Source organism: Mycobacterium sp. (genome assembly GCF_035633495.1).
Classification (GTDB): Bacteria; Actinomycetota; Actinomycetes; order Mycobacteriales; family Mycobacteriaceae; genus Mycobacterium.
The window spans coordinates 71,018-86,662 of the sequence record NZ_DASQEU010000101.1; the positions used below are offsets into that span (position 1 = coordinate 71,018).

Annotated in this window: 16 protein-coding genes; 9 read left to right on the top strand and 7 right to left on the bottom strand. The window is 68.1% G+C overall.

Going from position 1 to position 15,645, the window contains the following annotated elements:
- Window positions 1–13 precede the first annotated feature (13 nt).
- Complete coding sequence (locus tag VET27_RS15885) at window positions 14–1,525, bottom strand: leucyl aminopeptidase (RefSeq protein ID WP_526519759.1); 1,512 nt, start codon at window positions 1,523–1,525, stop codon at window positions 14–16.
- 153 nt (window positions 1,526–1,678) lie between these two features.
- Between VET27_RS15885 and gcvT the strand changes: the two genes are divergently transcribed.
- Both gcvT and VET27_RS15895 read left to right on the top strand, forming a co-directional pair.
- Window positions 1,679–2,776: a glycine cleavage system aminomethyltransferase GcvT gene (gcvT, locus tag VET27_RS15890; RefSeq protein WP_526519761.1), complete on the top strand. Its 1,098-nt coding sequence runs from the start codon at window positions 1,679–1,681 to the stop codon at window positions 2,774–2,776.
- Window positions 2,777–2,798: 22 nt separating this feature from the next.
- Window positions 2,799–3,905 carry a branched-chain amino acid aminotransferase gene (locus VET27_RS15895; protein ID WP_526519763.1) on the top strand — a complete coding sequence of 369 codons (1,107 nt, stop codon included), beginning with the start codon at window positions 2,799–2,801 and terminating at the stop codon, window positions 3,903–3,905.
- 3 nt (window positions 3,906–3,908) lie between these two features.
- Here the strand turns inward: VET27_RS15895 and VET27_RS15900 are convergent, their stop codons facing one another.
- The 4 genes from VET27_RS15900 to VET27_RS15915 are packed head-to-tail and all read right to left on the bottom strand — an operon-like array spanning window position 3,909 to window position 6,897.
- A complete protein-coding gene (locus tag VET27_RS15900) occupies window positions 3,909–4,634 on the bottom strand; it encodes an adenosylcobinamide-GDP ribazoletransferase (protein WP_526519765.1) in 726 nt (241 codons plus the stop codon).
- A complete protein-coding gene (gene cobT / locus VET27_RS15905; protein WP_526519801.1) occupies window positions 4,631–5,680 on the bottom strand; it encodes a nicotinate-nucleotide--dimethylbenzimidazole phosphoribosyltransferase in 1,050 nt (349 codons plus the stop codon). Before cobT ends, VET27_RS15900 begins: the two co-directional genes overlap by 4 nt.
- Before the next feature lie 5 nt (window positions 5,681–5,685).
- Complete coding sequence (locus tag VET27_RS15910) at window positions 5,686–6,216, bottom strand: bifunctional adenosylcobinamide kinase/adenosylcobinamide-phosphate guanylyltransferase (RefSeq protein WP_526519767.1); 531 nt, start codon at window positions 6,214–6,216, stop codon at window positions 5,686–5,688.
- Between the two features lie 6 nt (window positions 6,217–6,222).
- On the bottom strand, window positions 6,223–6,897 hold the full coding sequence (locus VET27_RS15915; RefSeq protein WP_526519769.1) for a DUF3043 domain-containing protein: 675 nt from the start codon (window positions 6,895–6,897) through the stop codon (window positions 6,223–6,225).
- A gap of 71 nt (window positions 6,898–6,968) precedes the next feature.
- On the opposite strand from VET27_RS15915, the gene VET27_RS15920 reads away from it, so the two are divergent.
- Both VET27_RS15920 and VET27_RS15925 read left to right on the top strand, forming a co-directional pair.
- The gene (locus VET27_RS15920) at window positions 6,969–8,048 is read left to right on the top strand and encodes a glycerate kinase (protein ID WP_526519771.1); all 1,080 of its coding nucleotides are present in this window, start codon (window positions 6,969–6,971) and stop codon (window positions 8,046–8,048) included.
- A 57-nt stretch (window positions 8,049–8,105) separates the two neighbouring features.
- Complete coding sequence (locus tag VET27_RS15925) at window positions 8,106–8,471, top strand: HesB/IscA family protein (RefSeq protein WP_526519773.1); 366 nt, start codon at window positions 8,106–8,108, stop codon at window positions 8,469–8,471.
- 18 nt (window positions 8,472–8,489) lie between these two features.
- On the opposite strand, the gene VET27_RS15930 is transcribed toward VET27_RS15925, so the two are convergent.
- Window positions 8,490–9,143, bottom strand: a complete 654-nt coding sequence (locus VET27_RS15930) for an Rv0361 family membrane protein (protein ID WP_526519775.1) — start codon at window positions 9,141–9,143, stop codon at window positions 8,490–8,492.
- A 76-nt stretch (window positions 9,144–9,219) separates the two neighbouring features.
- Here VET27_RS15930 and VET27_RS15935 point away from each other — a divergent pair, with 76 nt between their 5' ends.
- A complete protein-coding gene (locus tag VET27_RS15935; RefSeq protein ID WP_526519777.1) occupies window positions 9,220–10,194 on the top strand; it encodes a carbohydrate kinase family protein in 975 nt (324 codons plus the stop codon).
- Window positions 10,195–10,203: 9 nt separating this feature from the next.
- Here the strand turns inward: VET27_RS15935 and asnB are convergent, their stop codons facing one another.
- Window positions 10,204–12,147 carry an asparagine synthase (glutamine-hydrolyzing) gene (gene asnB / locus VET27_RS15940; protein WP_526519779.1) on the bottom strand — a complete coding sequence of 648 codons (1,944 nt, stop codon included), beginning with the start codon at window positions 12,145–12,147 and terminating at the stop codon, window positions 10,204–10,206.
- A 160-nt stretch (window positions 12,148–12,307) separates the two neighbouring features.
- Between asnB and ctaC the strand changes: the two genes are divergently transcribed.
- The 4 genes from ctaC (at window position 12,308) to VET27_RS15960 (ending at window position 15,399) form a co-directional block, all read left to right on the top strand.
- Complete coding sequence (ctaC, locus tag VET27_RS15945) at window positions 12,308–13,339, top strand: aa3-type cytochrome oxidase subunit II (RefSeq protein ID WP_526519781.1); 1,032 nt, start codon at window positions 12,308–12,310, stop codon at window positions 13,337–13,339.
- Window positions 13,340–13,352: 13 nt separating this feature from the next.
- Window positions 13,353–13,772 (top strand): aa3-type cytochrome oxidase subunit IV, encoded by a 420-nt coding sequence (gene ctaF / locus VET27_RS15950; RefSeq protein WP_526519783.1) that lies wholly within the window; start codon window positions 13,353–13,355, stop codon window positions 13,770–13,772.
- 161 nt (window positions 13,773–13,933) lie between these two features.
- Entirely contained in the window at window positions 13,934–14,755 is an 822-nt protein-coding gene (locus tag VET27_RS15955) for an MmpS family transport accessory protein (protein WP_526519785.1), read from the top strand.
- Complete coding sequence (locus VET27_RS15960) at window positions 14,755–15,399, top strand: DUF2561 family protein (protein ID WP_526519787.1); 645 nt, start codon at window positions 14,755–14,757, stop codon at window positions 15,397–15,399. Before VET27_RS15955 ends, VET27_RS15960 begins: the two co-directional genes overlap by 1 nt.
- The last annotated feature ends 246 nt before the right edge of the window (window positions 15,400–15,645 follow it).

Here is a 15,645-nt window from a genome sequence, read left to right on the forward strand (position 1 = left end):
TGGCCGTTCTCCGCTAACCGTTTTGTGAGATGTCCTCGAGCACCGCGAACATGGTGCGCGTCGGGACTCCGGTGCCGCCCTTGCCCGTGTAGCCCCACGGGCCGCCGGTGTTGTAGGCCGGACCCGCGACGTCGAGATGCGCCCACTGCACGCCGTCGGCGACGAACTCGCGAAGGTAGACGCCCGCGACCAGCATGCCCGCGTAACGGGAGGCGCTGACGTTCGCGAGGTCGGCGATCGTCGACTTGAGATCGTCCTTGAGTTCCTCGGGCAGTGGCATCGCCCACGCGTTCTCGCCGACAGCATGCGACAGCGTGGCGACGCGGTCGCGGAACTCATCGTTGCCCATCACGCCGGGCGTGCGACCGCCGAGGGCCACCGTCTGCGCTCCGGTCAGCGTCGACGTCTCGATGAGGTAGTCGGGGCCGTCCTCGCACGCCCGCACGATGCCGTCGGCCAGGACGAGGCGCCCCTCGGCGTCGGTGTTGAGCACCTCCACCGTGATGCCGCCGTACTGGGTGAGGACGTCGCCCGGCCGCTGAGCGGTGGACGACGGCATGTTCTCGGCCATCGGCACCGTGGCGATGACGTCGATGGGTAGCTGCTGCTTGGCGGCCAGCACGACGGTCGCGATCACGGCCGCCGCTCCGCCCATGTCGGAGGTCATCTGATGCATGTTGGCGGCGGGCTTGATCGAGATGCCGCCGGTGTCGAACGTGATGCCCTTGCCGACGAGCGCGACCTTCTTGGCCTTCTTCGACTTGCCTCCGCGGTAGGTCAGCCGGACCAGCCGCGGCGGGCGTGACGATCCCTTGCCGACGCCGACGATGCCTCCGTACCCTCCCTTCTCGAGGGCCTTCTCGTCCAGAATCTCGACCTCGAGGCCCACCGACTCGCCGAGAGCCTTTGCGCGCTTGGCGAATTCACTCGGGAAGAGGTGGCTCGGCGGGGTGTTGACCAGATCGCGCGCCGTGGCGACGGCCGTCGCGACGTTCGTTCCACGGACCGCGTCGGCCTTTGCGCCCTTCGCGGTCGACAGCACCGTGATCTTGGCCAGGCCGGGTTCCTTCGGCGCCGTCTTGGCGCTGCGGAACTCACTGAACCGGTACGCGCCGAGGATGAGCCCCTCGACCGCTGCCTCGACGTCGATTTCCGAGAGCGTGGTCACGACGTTCTCGGTGCCGCTGAGTGATCGCGCCGCCACCCCGGCTGCCCGTCGGATCACGTCGCTGGGCCACACGTCGCGGGGCTTGCCGAGCCCGACCGCCAGCACGCTCGCGACCGGCAGCGACGGGGCCAGCACCCGCGTCGTCTGGTCGGTGCCGCCCTTGGCGCCGAGGGCCTCGAGAGCCACTTCGATCTCGCCGACCGCCTCGGCGTCGAGGAACGGGTTGGCGAGGACGGCCGCCTGGTCGTCGTCGCCCGTGACGACGGGCACGATCAACACCGTCGATCCGGTGCCGCGCTTGGGCAGCGTGGCGGAGACGGTGACGGTGGGGGACTGGTAGCCGGGTGCGGTACTCACGTACGTCACCCTAGTGCTGCGCGATTGCCCAGTCGCGACCACGCGAGTTCTGCGCCATGGTCGCCACATCCGCGAAATCGCAGCCCGGGCGAGGAAGTCGGCGGCACCATCCAGGGCGGGCGGCGAAGCGACCGGGGACTAGGGTTGTTGGCCGTGAGCGACAACCTGCTGAGGGGCCCGCTGGAAGACCGCCACCGCGAGCTGGGCGCGAGCTTCGCCGAATTCGGGGGCTGGCTCATGCCGGTGTCCTACGCGGGCACCGTCAGCGAGCACAATGCGACCCGCAACGCCGTCGGGCTCTTCGACGTCAGCCACCTCGGCAAGGCCCTGGTGGTGGGGCCGGGAGCCGCGGAGTACGTCAACGCGGCGCTGACCAACGACCTCCGTCGCATCGGACCCGGAAAGGCGCAGTACACGTTGTGCTGCAACGACTCCGGTGGCGTCGTCGACGACCTGATCGCCTACTACGTGTCCGACGACGAGGTGTTCCTGGTGCCGAACGCCGCCAACACCGCGGCCGTCGTAGCCGCCCTGCAGGCCATGGCGCCCGCCGGGCTGACCATCACCGACGAGCACCGTTCCTTCGCCGTGCTCGCGGTGCAGGGACCGAAGTCGGCGGAGGTGCTCGGCGCCCTGGTACTGCCGACCGACATGGATTACATGGGCTACGCCGACGCGGAGTTCGGCGGCGTGGCCGTGCGCGTGTGCCGCACCGGCTACACCGGCGAGCACGGCTACGAACTGCTGCCCGAGTGGGATCGCGCTGCGGTGGTGTTCGACGCATTGGTCGAGGCGGTCAAATCGGCGGGCGGGGAACCCGCCGGCCTCGGCGCCCGCGACACCCTGCGCACCGAGATGGGCTATCCACTGCACGGCCACGAACTGTCGCTGGACATCTCGCCGCTGCAAGCCCGGTGCGGCTGGGCGATCGGGTGGAAGAAGGACGCCTTCTGGGGCCGCGCCGCCCTGCTGGAGGAGAAGCAAGCCGGACCCCGGCGTCTTCTCCGCGGATTGAAGGCACTCGGGCGCGGGGTGCTTCGGGCCGACATGACGGTGCTCGACGGTGACCGACCGGTGGGCGTGACGACGTCGGGAACCTTCTCTCCGACATTGAAACTCGGCATCGCGCTCGCCCTCATCGACGTCGATGCCGACGTCACCGACGGGCAGCGCGTCGCGGTCGACGTGAGGGGCCGTGCGCTCGAATGCGAGGTGGTCGCACCGCCGTTCGTGGAGGCGAAAACTCGATAGTCACGGGTTATACAATCGCTTCATGACTGACGGCCCCCTCGAGTTCACGCTTGCCCGCGACGCGAATCCGGCAAGCGACGAGGTACGTGCCGAGATTCTGGCCGACCCGGGATTCGGCCGCTTCCACACCGACCACATGGTGTCGATCGCCTACGTCGAGGGCCGCGGCTGGCACGACGCGGCCGTCATTCCGTACGGCCCGATCGAACTGGACCCGTCCGCGGTCGTGCTGCACTACGCGCAGGAGGTCTTCGAGGGCCTCAAGGCGTACCGATGGGTGGACGGCTCCATCGTGTCGTTCCGCCCCGAGGCCAACGCCACGCGGTTGCGCACCTCGTCCCGCCGACTGGCCATCCCCGAACTACCCGAAGACGTGTTCCTCGAGTCGCTGCGGCAGCTGATCGCCGTCGACCACGACTGGGTGCCCGCCGCGGGCGGTGAACAGTCGCTGTATCTGCGGCCCTTCATCTTCGCGACCGAGCCCGGCCTCGGCGTGCGGCCGGCCGTCGAGTACCGGTACATGGTGATCGGGTCCCCGGCGGGCGCGTACTTCAAGGGCGGCATCAAACCGGTGTCGGTGTGGCTGTCGACGGAGTACGTGCGGGCCAGCCCGGGCGGCACCGGCGCGGCGAAGTTCGGCGGCAACTACGCCGCGTCCCTGCTTGCGCAGGCGGAGGCCACCCAGCACGGTTGCGATCAGGTCGTCTGGCTCGACGCGATCGAACGCCGCTACGTCGAGGAAATGGGGGGCATGAACCTGTTCTTCGTCTTCGGCAGCGGCGGTACGGCGCGCCTGGTCACCCCCGAACTCAGCGGTTCCCTGCTGCCGGGCATCACGCGAGACTCCCTGCTGCAGTTGGCAACCGATGCGGGCTACTCCGTCGAGGAACGCAAGATCGACGTCGACGAGTGGCATAAGAAGGCCGCCGCGGGTGAGATCACGGAGGTGTTCGCCTGCGGTACCGCGGCCGTGATCACCCCGGTCTCGCACGTGAAGTCCGGTGACGGGGAGTTCACCATCGCCGACGGCGAGCCGGGCGAGGTCACGATGGCGCTGCGCGACACCCTGACCGGCATTCAGCGTGGCACGTTCGCCGACACCCACGACTGGATGACCCGACTCGACTGACGGTCAGCGAACCGCCAGACCCAGCGCGGCGAGCGTCGTCGTCAGTTCGACGCACGCGCCGAGTACGTCACCGGTGATCCCGCCGAACCGGCGTACGCAATGCGCCACCAGGACCACGCTGATCGCCAGGGCCACGACCACCGCCAACGGCCCCTGCCACGGGCGGTCGGCCGCCACGACCGCTGCCGCCGCGAGGGCGGCGGCCCATGTCGCGGCCACCCACGGCGGCTGGGTGCCTGCGACCAGCGATGCCAGTTTGCTGCCCGGCGCCGCGGGCACCGAACGGCGGCAGGCCACCACCACCGCCACCCGGCCCGCCGCCACGGCGACCACGATCGCGACCGGGTCCAGCATGGTGAACGTCAGGCCCTGCACGACAAGCGTCACGACGATCGCGGCCACGCCGAACGGGCCGGCCGGTCCGTCGCGCATGACGGCCAGCGCCCGCTCCGGCGGCCCGTAGCAGCCGAGTCCGTCCACCGTGTCGGCGAAACCGTCGACGTGCAGACCGCGGGTCGCCAACAGCAGGACCGCCACCACGGCCATGCCCGACAGGGGATTGCCGTCGCCGAAGGACTGCGCCGCCACCCACGCCGCTCCGGCCGCCGCCGCGCCGAGCACCATGCCGACGATTGGCAGCGCGGTCAGGGCCCCGCGGCCGAAGGGCTGCCGAGTGCGCACCGGGAGCACGGTCGCAAAGGCGAATGCCGATGCGAGAGAACCGATCACGGCACGTTGTCGGACACGTGTGCTTCGTCGAACGTGGCCATCGACGACAGGGTGGCGACTGCCGCACGCAGAACCGGCAGCGCGACCGCGGCGCCGGTACCCTCGCCGAGGCGCATCTCGAGATCGACGATCGGTTCCAGCCACAGGTGTCGAAGGGCCGTCGTGTGCGCGGGTTCGGTCGACCTGTGTCCGGCCTGCCACCACGAACGCGCCCCGGGGGCCAACCGGTCTGCGACCAGGGCAGCCGCGGTGACGACCACTCCGTCGAGCAACACCGGAGTCCGCCGTGCCGCGGCCTGCGCCAAGAAGCCGGCCATCGCCGCGAGGTCTGCGCCGCCGCAAACCCGCAGCAGGCCAAGGGGATCCGAGGATACGTCGCGGGCGCGATGGAGCGCATCCCTGATGGCCGCGGTCTTGCGGGCCCAGCCCGCGTCGTCGACGCCGGTTCCGCGCCCCACCACCGCGACGGGTTCGGAGGCCGTCAGCGCGGCGATCAACGTCGTTGCCGCCGTAGTGTTTCCGATACCCATGTCGCCGGCGATCAAGAGGTCGGCGCCGGCGTCGACCTCCTCGTCGGCGATCGCCCGGCCCGCATCGACTGCGGCGACCGCTTCCTCGGCGCTGAGCGCGTCCTCGACGGCGATGTTGCCGCTGCCGCGCCGCACCTTGTGTGCGCCGATCGCCTGCGACAGTGGTTCGTCCGAGTCGACCGCGACGTCGACCACCCGCACGGTCGCGCCCGCGAGTTCCGCCAGCACGTTGATCGCGGCGCCGCCGGCGTCGATGTTCGCCACCATCTGGGCGGTCACCTCGGGCGGAAAGGCGGACACGCCGGCTGCGGTCACCCCGTGATCGCCCGCGAACACGACGACCCGCGGACGCAGGAACTGGTGCGGCGGGCACGCGCCCTGGCACGCCGCCACCCAGACCGACAGATCCTCGAGGTGGCCGAGCGAGCCGGGCGGCTTCGTCAGCCTGCTCTGGCGGGTGCGGGCGGCGGCCTCGGCCTCGCCGTCGAGGGCGGGGATGTCGGGGATCGGCTGCATGTCCGTCACGATGGCTCCTTGACCGTCAGGGGCTGTCCGGCGATCACCAGTACGACGCGATCGCACACGGACGCGAGACGTTGATTCAACACGCCCAACCCATCGGCGAACAGGCGGCCCGACTCGGTCGCCGGCACGATCGTCAGCCCGACCTCGGGACTGACCAACGCGAGCGGCCCCCGAAACGATTCGACCGCATCCACGAGGTCGTCGACGTCGGCCGTCACCGCGCCCCCGGTCCACGCGTCCCGGCGATCCATGGCGGCGACGAGCCAGCCACCCATGTCGTCCACCAGGGTGGGGGCGCTGTCTTCGGAGCGCAATTGCGTTGCCACATCGGTGCTTTCGACCGTCGACCACTCGTCGGGTCGGCGTTTTAGATGAACCGCGACCCTGGCCGTCCACTCGGAATCAGCTGAGTTGGCACCGGTGGCCACGTAGCGAACGTGTCCGCCTGGACCGGCTGCCCGGGTGATCGTCGCTTCAGCCCACTGCGACTTGCCAGACCTGATGCCGCCGAGCGCGAGGACGCGCACCTCGGCTCAAGCGACCTTCGCGCCGCGCTCGACCTGAGGGCGGGGCGCCCGCATGCGGCGCAGCTGAGACGCGCGACTCGCGGCGTAGAAGCCCAGCTTCCACCCGCTCTCGGTGTTGTCGGGGAACTTTGCGTCGACACCCTTGTTGACACGCCGTGCGATCAGGAATCCGTCGATCACCATGACCGCCACCAGCCCGAGCATGACGAACTGCACGTAGTACTGGATCTGCACCGACGGCAGCGACAACATCACGAACACCAGCCCAAGTGCGGCCGGCATGAACAGACCGAGCAGGTTGCGACGCGAATCGACGATGTCGCGAGCGAAACGGCGCAGCGGTCCCTTGTCGCGGGGCAGCAGATGGGCGTCGTCACCCGCCATCATCTTCTCGCGACGCTCCGCCGACGCGGCGCGGCGCACGAGCTTGTCGGCCTTGCGCTCTTCCTTCGTCAACGACTGCTTGGCGGCCTTCTTGCGCTTGCGCGCCTCCGCGGACGTCATCGGCGCCGGTGCCACCGGACCGCGATTGCGGGTCTGGTTGCGCTTGGGCGTGGGCCTGCCCTTCGGGGCGGTCACGCGGGCACCCGTGTCCCGGTCGTCGTCGGACAACCCATCGACGGACGGGCCGTCGGTCTCCTCGGGCGGGGGATTGTCCTTCTTGCGACCCAGCAGATTCACGTCTCCCAGGTTACTTCCGTTCCCGCACCGTCCGACATGCACCTCCGACCACGCGGACTTACCGTGGGGGAATGACGGCCCCGGCGCTGCGCGTGCTGATCGCCCCCGACTGCTACGGCGACAGTCTCACCGCCGTACAGGCAGCCGAGGCCATCGCCAACGGTTGGCGGCGTGCCCGTGCCGACGACCGGCTGACGCTCGCCCCTCAGTCCGACGGCGGCCCCGGTTTCGTCGACGTGCTCGCGAGTCGCTTCGGTGGTCGGCGCTCGGCGTTGGTCAGCGGCCCAATGACCGACGACGTGACCGCCGAGTGGGTCTACCACGCCGCCTCGGCAACCGCCTACGTCGAATGCTCGCAGGCCTGCGGACTGGCTCTGCTCGGCGGTGCGCCCACGGTGCACACCGCCGTCGAGGCGCACAGCAGGGGAGTCGGTCAACTCATCGACGCCGCACTGCAGGCGGGCGCCGCACGCATCGTCGTCGGGCTCGGCGGCAGTGCCTCCACCGACGGCGGCCGCGGCATGGTCGAAGCGCTCGGCGGGCTCGACGTGGCCGTTGCGCGATTGGCGGCGGTGGAGTTGATCGCCGCCACCGACGTCGAGCATCCGCTGCTCGGCCAAAGGGGGGCGGCGCAGGTGTTCGGGCCTCAGAAGGGCGCCGATCCCGCCACGGTCGAACTGCTCGAAGCGAGGTTGACCGACTGGGCCTGCGCCCTCGAGGCCGCCGCGGGCCGCGACGTCCGTGCCGAGCCCGGCGCAGGAGCCGCCGGCGGCATCGGGGCCGCACTGATGGCGTTGGGTGGCCGCCGCGAATCGGGCGCCGCCGTCATCGCCGAGCACACCGGCCTGTCGGGCGACGTGGCGGACGCCGACCTCATCATCACCGGTGAGGGACGATTCGACGATCAGTCGCTGCACGGCAAGGTGGTCAGCGCACTGGCCAAGGGGGCGCGGGACACGCCGGTACTGGTGCTTGCCGGGCAGGTCACCCTGGACGAGAGCGCCTTGCGGGAGGCAGGCATCGCCGCCGCGCACTCGATCACTGACTACGCAGGCTCGGTCCAAGTCGCGATCGACGACGCCGCGCGGCAGCTCACGGGGCTCGCGCAGCAGACGTCCTCACGTTGGGGAGACGACAAGAGTCGGGAATAGCGGTCCGGCAAGGTACCGTTGTCCTATCCGACGCATGACAATGCACAGGGAGAAGGAATGACTGTTCAGGACGAGTCGACCACGACTACCACCGCCGCTCATGGAGCGATCCTCACCGACGCTGCCGCCACAAAGGCGAAGTCGCTGCTGGACCAGGAAGGCCGCGACGACCTGAACCTGCGCATCGCGGTCCAGCCCGGCGGCTGCGCGGGCCTACGCTACGAGCTCGCGTTCGACGACCGGTCGCTCGATGGTGACCTCAACGTCGAATTCGGCGGTGTCACGCTGACCGTCGACCGCATGAGCGCCCCGTACCTCCAGGGTGCCACGATCGACTTCGTCGACAGCATCGAGAAGACCGGCTTCACGATCGACAACCCGAACGCGGGCGGTTCCTGCGCCTGCGGCGACTCGTTCAACTGAGCCGTCGCCGCTAGCCTGCTAGAACTGGCCGGTGTTCCTCGGCAGATACGAACACACCAATATCTCGGGGCCCTGGATCAGTAGCTGGGCTATGCCTTGTCGCTCCACTTCGCCCTGGCTACGACCCGCAGGTGTGGCGCGCATCGTGAAGAGCACTTGCGACTGATTGGGCGACCACGTCACGATCTTGTCGATCTTCGACACGACCACGCTGCCGTACTGCCCGCGGAATGCTTCGCTGGTGAGATTGGCGAGCATCATGTCCGATCGACGGTCGGTGACCGCGTCGAAGAACCCGCAGGAGTTGTTGCGAGCCACCGTCTCGTCGTCGCCCTTCGCGAGCGCATCGAGGTAGCCCTGAATGGCGGTGGTGGCAGAGGCGTCGGTGACCGCGGCAGCGCCACCGTCGCCGTCGCGGGCGGCCATGACGATCACCGCGACCACCGCGGCCACCAGTGCGATCACCAGCAGTCCGACGGCGACCACGATGAAGCGCTTGCGACGCGGAGGCTTCGGATAGTTCACCGGCGGCGGCAGGGTGCCCGGGTACGCCGACGGCACCTGCCCGGGGTAGGGCAGGGGACCAGTCGGCCACATTCCGGGGTTCGGAAACGACTGCTGGGGCAGTGGTTCCGGGTGCGGGGACTCGGGGTACGGAATTGGGCCAGCCATGACGTTGTTAGGCTAGCGCACCGACCTGCCAGCTAGTTTTATATAGACGGTTTAGCGAAATGAGGGGTAGCGCTTCGTGACGATTGTGGTGACCGGATCCATTGCGACCGACCATCTGATGAAGTTCCCCGGCAAGTTCTCCGAACAGTTGCTGGCCGATCATCTGCAGAAGGTGTCACTGAGCTTCCTCGTGGACGATCTCGTCATGCACCGCGGCGGGGTGGCGGGCAACATGGCCTACGCCATCGGCGTGCTGGGCGGCAACGTCGCGCTCGTCGGCGCGGCAGGCAACGACTTCGACGAGTACCGAGGCTGGCTGACCGACCACGGGGTGGACTGCGACAGCGTCCTGATCTCCGACTCCGCCTACACCGCGCGGTTCGTCTGCACCACCGACGAGGACATGGCCCAGATCGCGTCGTTCTACCCGGGCGCCATGTCGGAATCCCGCAACATCAAACTCGCCGACGTCGCATCGCGCACCGGCGCCATCGACCTGGTCATCGTCGGGGCCAACGACCCCGACGCGATGTTCCTGCACACCGAGGAGTGCCGCGAACTCGGGCTGGCCTTCGCGGCCGATCCATCCCAGCAGCTGGCCCGCCTGACCGGTGAGGAGATCCGCAAGCTCATCGACGGCGCCACCTACCTGTTCACCAACGACTACGAGTGGGACCTGCTGCTGCAGAAGTCGAGTTGGACCGAAGCCGAGGTGATGAGCCAGATCGGTCTGCGAGTGACGACCCTCGGGCCCCACGGCGTCGATCTGGTGTCCGCAGACGGCACCACCCTCCACGTCGGTGTCGTGCCCGAAACCCATCAGGCCGACCCGACGGGCATCGGCGACGCGTTCCGCGCCGGCTTCCTGACGGGCCGCGCCGCAGGACTGAGCCTCGAGCGTTCGGCTCAGCTGGCCTCGTTGGTCGCCGTGCTGGTCCTGGAGACGACCGGGCCGCAGGAGTGGACGTGGGACCGCGACGTGGCGGTCGAGCGACTCTCGGAGGCCTACGGCCCCGAGGCGGCTCGGGAAATCGGCGCAACGCTGAGCTAGCCGAACCGGCTACAGCTGAACCGGATAGGTCGGTTCGCTGATGCTGGGCACCACGCTGCGCTCGACGAAGATCGCGTGCCACAGCATGAAGATCAGCACGGTCCACAGCCGGCGACTGTGATCGGCGGCGCCGTTGCGGTGTTCGTCGAGCATCCGTCGCACCCCGGCGAGGTCGATCAACCCGTCCGTCTGTGACGCGGCCACCGTCGCATACGCCCAGTCGAGCAGTTCACCGGACCGCAGCCAGTGCCGGATCGGCACGGGGAAGCCAAGTTTGGCGCGGTTCAGCACGTGCGCGGGAACGATCGGCTCGAGTGCTCGGCGCAGGGCGTACTTCGTCGTGGCTCTGGTGATCTTCTGATCGAACGGAAGTCGCGACGCGACCGCGAACACCTCGGGATCGAGGAACGGCACGCGCAACTCCAGCGAGTTCGCCATCGTCATCTTGTCGGCCTTGACCAGGATGTCCCCGCGCAGCCAGGTGAACAGGTCGACGTGTTGCATGCGGGCCACCGGGTCCCAGCCCTCGGATTCGGCGTACAGCGCCGCGGTCAGGTCGGTGTGCGTCCATTCCGGTCGGAAGCCGGGCAGCACCGCGCGCAACTGGGCGTCGGAGAAACTCCTGGCGTTCCCGTAATAACGGTCCTGCAGCGTCAGCGAACCCCGGTGCAGCAGACTCTTGCCGCGCATGCCATCGGGAAGGGGGCGCGACGCTCTGCCGAGCGACCTGCGAAGCGGGCCGGGCACGTAGTCGAATGCCTTGAGCGACAACGGCTCCCGATAGATCGTGTAACCGCCGAACAACTCGTCGGCACCCTCGCCCGACAGCACCACCTTGACGTGTTTGCGCGCCTCGCGGGCGATGAAGAACAGCGGCACCAGGGCAGGATCGGCCACCGGTTCGTCCAGATACCAGACGATCTCGGGCAACGCCTCCACGAATTCGGCCTGGCTGACGACCTTGGTGACGTGGCGCGCGCCGATCGCCTCGGCGGAGGCCACCGCGACGTCGACCTCCGAGAAGCCTTCGCGTTCGAAGCCGGTGGTGAACGTGATCAAGCGCGGGTTGTGCCGCATCGCCAGCGCCGCGATCGCCGTCGAATCGATGCCGCCCGACAGGAAGGCGCCCACCGTGACGTCGGCGCGCATGTGCTTGGCCACCGAATCCTCGAGCACCGCGGTGATCTCGTCGTAGCGGGCCTGCTCGGCTCCGGCGACGAACGGCACCGCGGCGAACCGTGGCACGAAGTACCTCGTCACCTCCGGCTCGCCACCCGGTCGGATACGGGCGTAGCTGCCCGACTCCAGCCGACGCACGCCGCGGTTCAGCGTCTCCGGTTCCGGCACGTACTGCAGCACGATGTAGTGCTGCACGGCGCGTTCGTCGATGGCGAGGTCGATGCCCGCCGCGGGGGCGAGCTCCAGAAGGGACTTCTTCTCGCTGCCGACGATCGTGCCGCCCGAACCGGTCGCCATGAACATCGGCTTGATGCCGAAGGGGTCGCGCGCGCAGAACAACTCCCGATCAACGTTGTCCCACAGCGCAAACGCGAACATGCCCCGCAGGCGATGCAGGGCCTCGGTGCCCCAGTGGTGGTACGCGGCGAGGATCGCCTCGCCGTCACCGTCGGTGGCGAACTCGACACCGTGGCGCGACGACAGCTCGTCCCGCAATTCGAGGTAGTTGTAGATCTCGCCGTTGAAGACCAGCTTGTAGCGGCCGGGCTCCTCAGCCGGCCCCCAGCTCAGCGGTTGGTGGCTGTGGGCGATGTCGATGATGGACAGGCGATTGAAGCCGAGGACCACGGTGGGCGCGGCGCCGTCGTCTGCCCAGGTCCCCGGCTCGTCCGGGCCGCGGTGACGCATGAGGTGAGCCGCCCCTGACACCGCATCCACCAGCTCGGCGGAGGGGTCGGCGGACGGGTCGCGTAGGTAGGCCAGCAGTCCGCACACCGCGCCAGTATGCGCCAGTGGCGAGGTGTGTCGAGCCACGGCCCTCGGACATTTTGCGATCGCGTTGGTGACATTCCCCGGTCGCTTCGCTCCTGCCCTCCGGCGTGGTCTACGCTGCGTAGTATTCGCCTGGTTTCACCCACTTCTAGGAGGCACCAACGTGACCGCTCGCGGGTTCCGGTTGGTGGCGTCGTCCGTCGTACTGGGTGGGACAGCGCTCCTTCTCAGCGGCTGCAGCTGGTCTGAGGCCGTGGGCCTCGGCTGGCCGAACGGCATCACGCCAGAGAGCAAGCTCAGCCGTGAGTTGTGGATCGGCAGCGTGATCGCGTCGCTGGTCGTCGGCGTGATCGTGTGGGCTCTGATCTTCTGGACCAGCGCCTTCCACCGGAAGAAGAAGACCGACACCGAACTGCCACGTCAGTTCGGTTACAACATGCCACTCGAGCTGGTGCTGACGGTCGTGCCGTTCCTCATCATCTCGGTGCTGTTCTACTTCACCGTGGTCGTGCAGGAGAAGATGCTGCACAAGGAACCCAATCCCGACGTCGTCATCGACGTCACGGCCTTCCAGTGGAACTGGAAGTTCGGCTACCAGAAGGTCGACTTCAAGGACGGCACGCTCAGTTACGACGGCGCCGACACCGCGCGCAAGAACGCGATGGTGTCCAGGCCAGAAGGCGTCGACGCCGCCGGCGAGGAACTCGTCGGACCGATCAAGGGTCTGAACCCCGAGGACCGCACCTACCTCAACTTCGACAAGGTCGAGACGATGGGCACCAGCAACGAGATTCCGATCCTGGTGTTGCCCAAGGGCAAGCGCGTCGAGTTCCAGCTCGCGGCGGCTGACGTCGTCCACGGCTTCTGGGTCCCGGAGTTCCTGTTCAAGCGTGACGTCTTGCCGGAGCCCAAGGCCAACAACTCGGACAACGTGTTCCAGGTCAGCGAGATTCAGAACACCGGCGCCTTCGTCGGTCGGTGCACCGAATTGTGCGGCACGTACCACTCGATGATGAACTTCGAGGTGCGCGTGGTGGAGCCCAACGTGTTCAAGGCGTACCTCCAGTACCGCATCGACAATCCGAACGGGACGAACGCCGACGCGCTCGGAGCAGTGGGTCTGCCGGAGTTGGCGGTCACGACGCGTCCGTTCGAAACGCGCCGCGGCGAGCAGGTACCCATGGCGAGCAAGTAGGGGACGACACCTCATGCACATCGAAGCGAGACTGTTCGAGTTCCTGACCGCGTTCTTCGCGCTCTGCGCCGTCGTGTACGGCACGCTCACCGCGATCTACGCCAACGGCGGCATCGAGTGGGCGGGCACCACGGCGCTGGTGCTCACTATGGGCCTGTCACTCATCACCGGTACGTTCTTCCGTTTCGTCGCGAGGCGGCTCGACACCCGTCCCGAGGACTATGAGGACGCCGAGATCTCAGACGGCGCAGGGGAGTTGGGCTTCTACAGCCCCCACAGCTGGTGGCCACTGCTGATCGCCCTGTCGGCCTCGGTGACTGCGGTCGCAATCGCGTTGTGGTTGCCGTGGTTGATCGTCGCGGGTGTCTGCTTCGTGCTGGCGACGGCGGCCGGCTTGGTGTTCGAGTACTACACCGGCCCCGAGAAGCACTGACCACGCAGGGCGCAAGGTCACGATAAAGGCCTCAGTTGGTCGACGCACCGTGCCATCGGAGCCGCCACGGCTTCACGTTCGATAGGGTTGCCGGGGCACGGCCAGTCACGACACCGACGCTGACGTCGCGCCGAATGGGCAGTCGAAAAGGACAGGCGTAGATGAGCGGGCCGAATCCCCCAGAACCGGATTCTCCGAAATCGGACGAACCGGCTCGGGAGGCGTCGAAGACGGGCGAGACTGAGATCTACTCGCGGGCGTACTCCGCGCCCGAATCCGAGCAGTTCATCAGTGCGCCGTACGTGCCGCCGGACTCCGCCCTGTACGACTACGACACCTTCGACTCCACTGCCGGTGACGACGATGACGCGACCCCACCACGATGGCCCTGGGTGGTCGGCGTGGTCGCCATCGTCGCGGCGATCTCACTCGTCGTCTCGGTAGCGGTACTGGTCACCCGAACGGACAGCGAAACGCTGGCGACTCCAGAAACCAGCACGACCACGTCGGTGCCGCCGGTCCAGGACGAGATCAAGACGACGACGACGCCGCCACCCCCGTCCAGCATTGAGGAGCCGCCCCCACCGCCACCCGAGACCGTGACGGTGACGCAGGAGCCGCCGCCTCCGCCCCCTCCTGCGGCGACGGAGCTGCCGCCACCGCCGCCTGCTGAGACGGGTCCTCCGCCGGTGACCACGACCGCTCCGGCGGGCCCCAGGTTCATCACGTACACGGTGACGGGAACCAAGGCGCCGCTGGACCGCATCTCGGTCACCTACACCGATGCGTCGGGCCGGCAGCGCACGCAGCAGAACGTGTACATCCCGTGGTCCTTGACGGTGACGCCGATCTCGATGTCGGAATTCGGCTCGGTACAGGCGTCGAGTCTGCTGCGGTTGAGCAAGTTGAACTGCCAGATCACCACGAGCGACGGGCAGACCATCGCCTCGCAACAGAACAATGATTGGCAGACGAGCTGTTGATGACTCATGACGTAGATACAGCTGGAACTTCTCGCCCGGGCACGCCGGATCGACCTGACCGCATTCTCTTGATCGCAGCCATCGCACTCTGGCTCGCCGCGTTGGGCACCGCAGTGGCAGCGGTGGTCGCTCTCGTCGACCTTGCGAACGCGGATGCGGTCAGCGCAGGCAGCTCCGACACCCCCTGGTTGCTGTACATCGTCATCGGCGTGTCCGCCGCGGTGATCATCGGAGCGATTCCGCTACTCCTGAGGGCCAGGCAGACGGCGTCGTCCGATGTCGCTTCCCGACCGGCATCGCCGGACGACGGGACCGAAACGGGTGACACCCCATCGGTGACTCAGCGATTGCAACCCTTCGGCGCGCCTGTGCAGCGTCGACATCCGCTCCCGCCAGCCGGAGGTCCGGTGGGCTTTCCGATCGCCGCGGTCGAACAGATCTGGTTGCGCTGCACGGCGGTCCTAGCGGGCGCAACAGGTGCCGCCGCAACAGGAATCGGGGTGGCGACCTACCTGATGGCCACTCATCACGATACCGCTGCATGGGCCGTGTACGGCGTAGCAGGGGCGATCACGGTGGCCATGTGCGCCGCTCCGTGGTACTTCCTCCGCCAACTCCGCGACGTACTCGAAACGTCTCGCTAGCCGGTTTCACCGCCTCAAACGGAAGCCGCCGCGACTCCCGTCGGGGCGGCCTTCGTTTGCCATGCGGTCGAACGGTCAGTGGTGGCCGTTGGACCCGTTGCCGTTCGACCCGTTCGAGCCGTTGGACCCGTTGCCGTTGGTGCCTTGCCGTTCCTTGAGTGCGATCTGGGCGCGGTGTTCGGCGGCGTGGGCGGCGTCGACGAGTGCGGTCTGTTCGCCTTCGGGGTCGGGGTAGAGGAAGCTGCC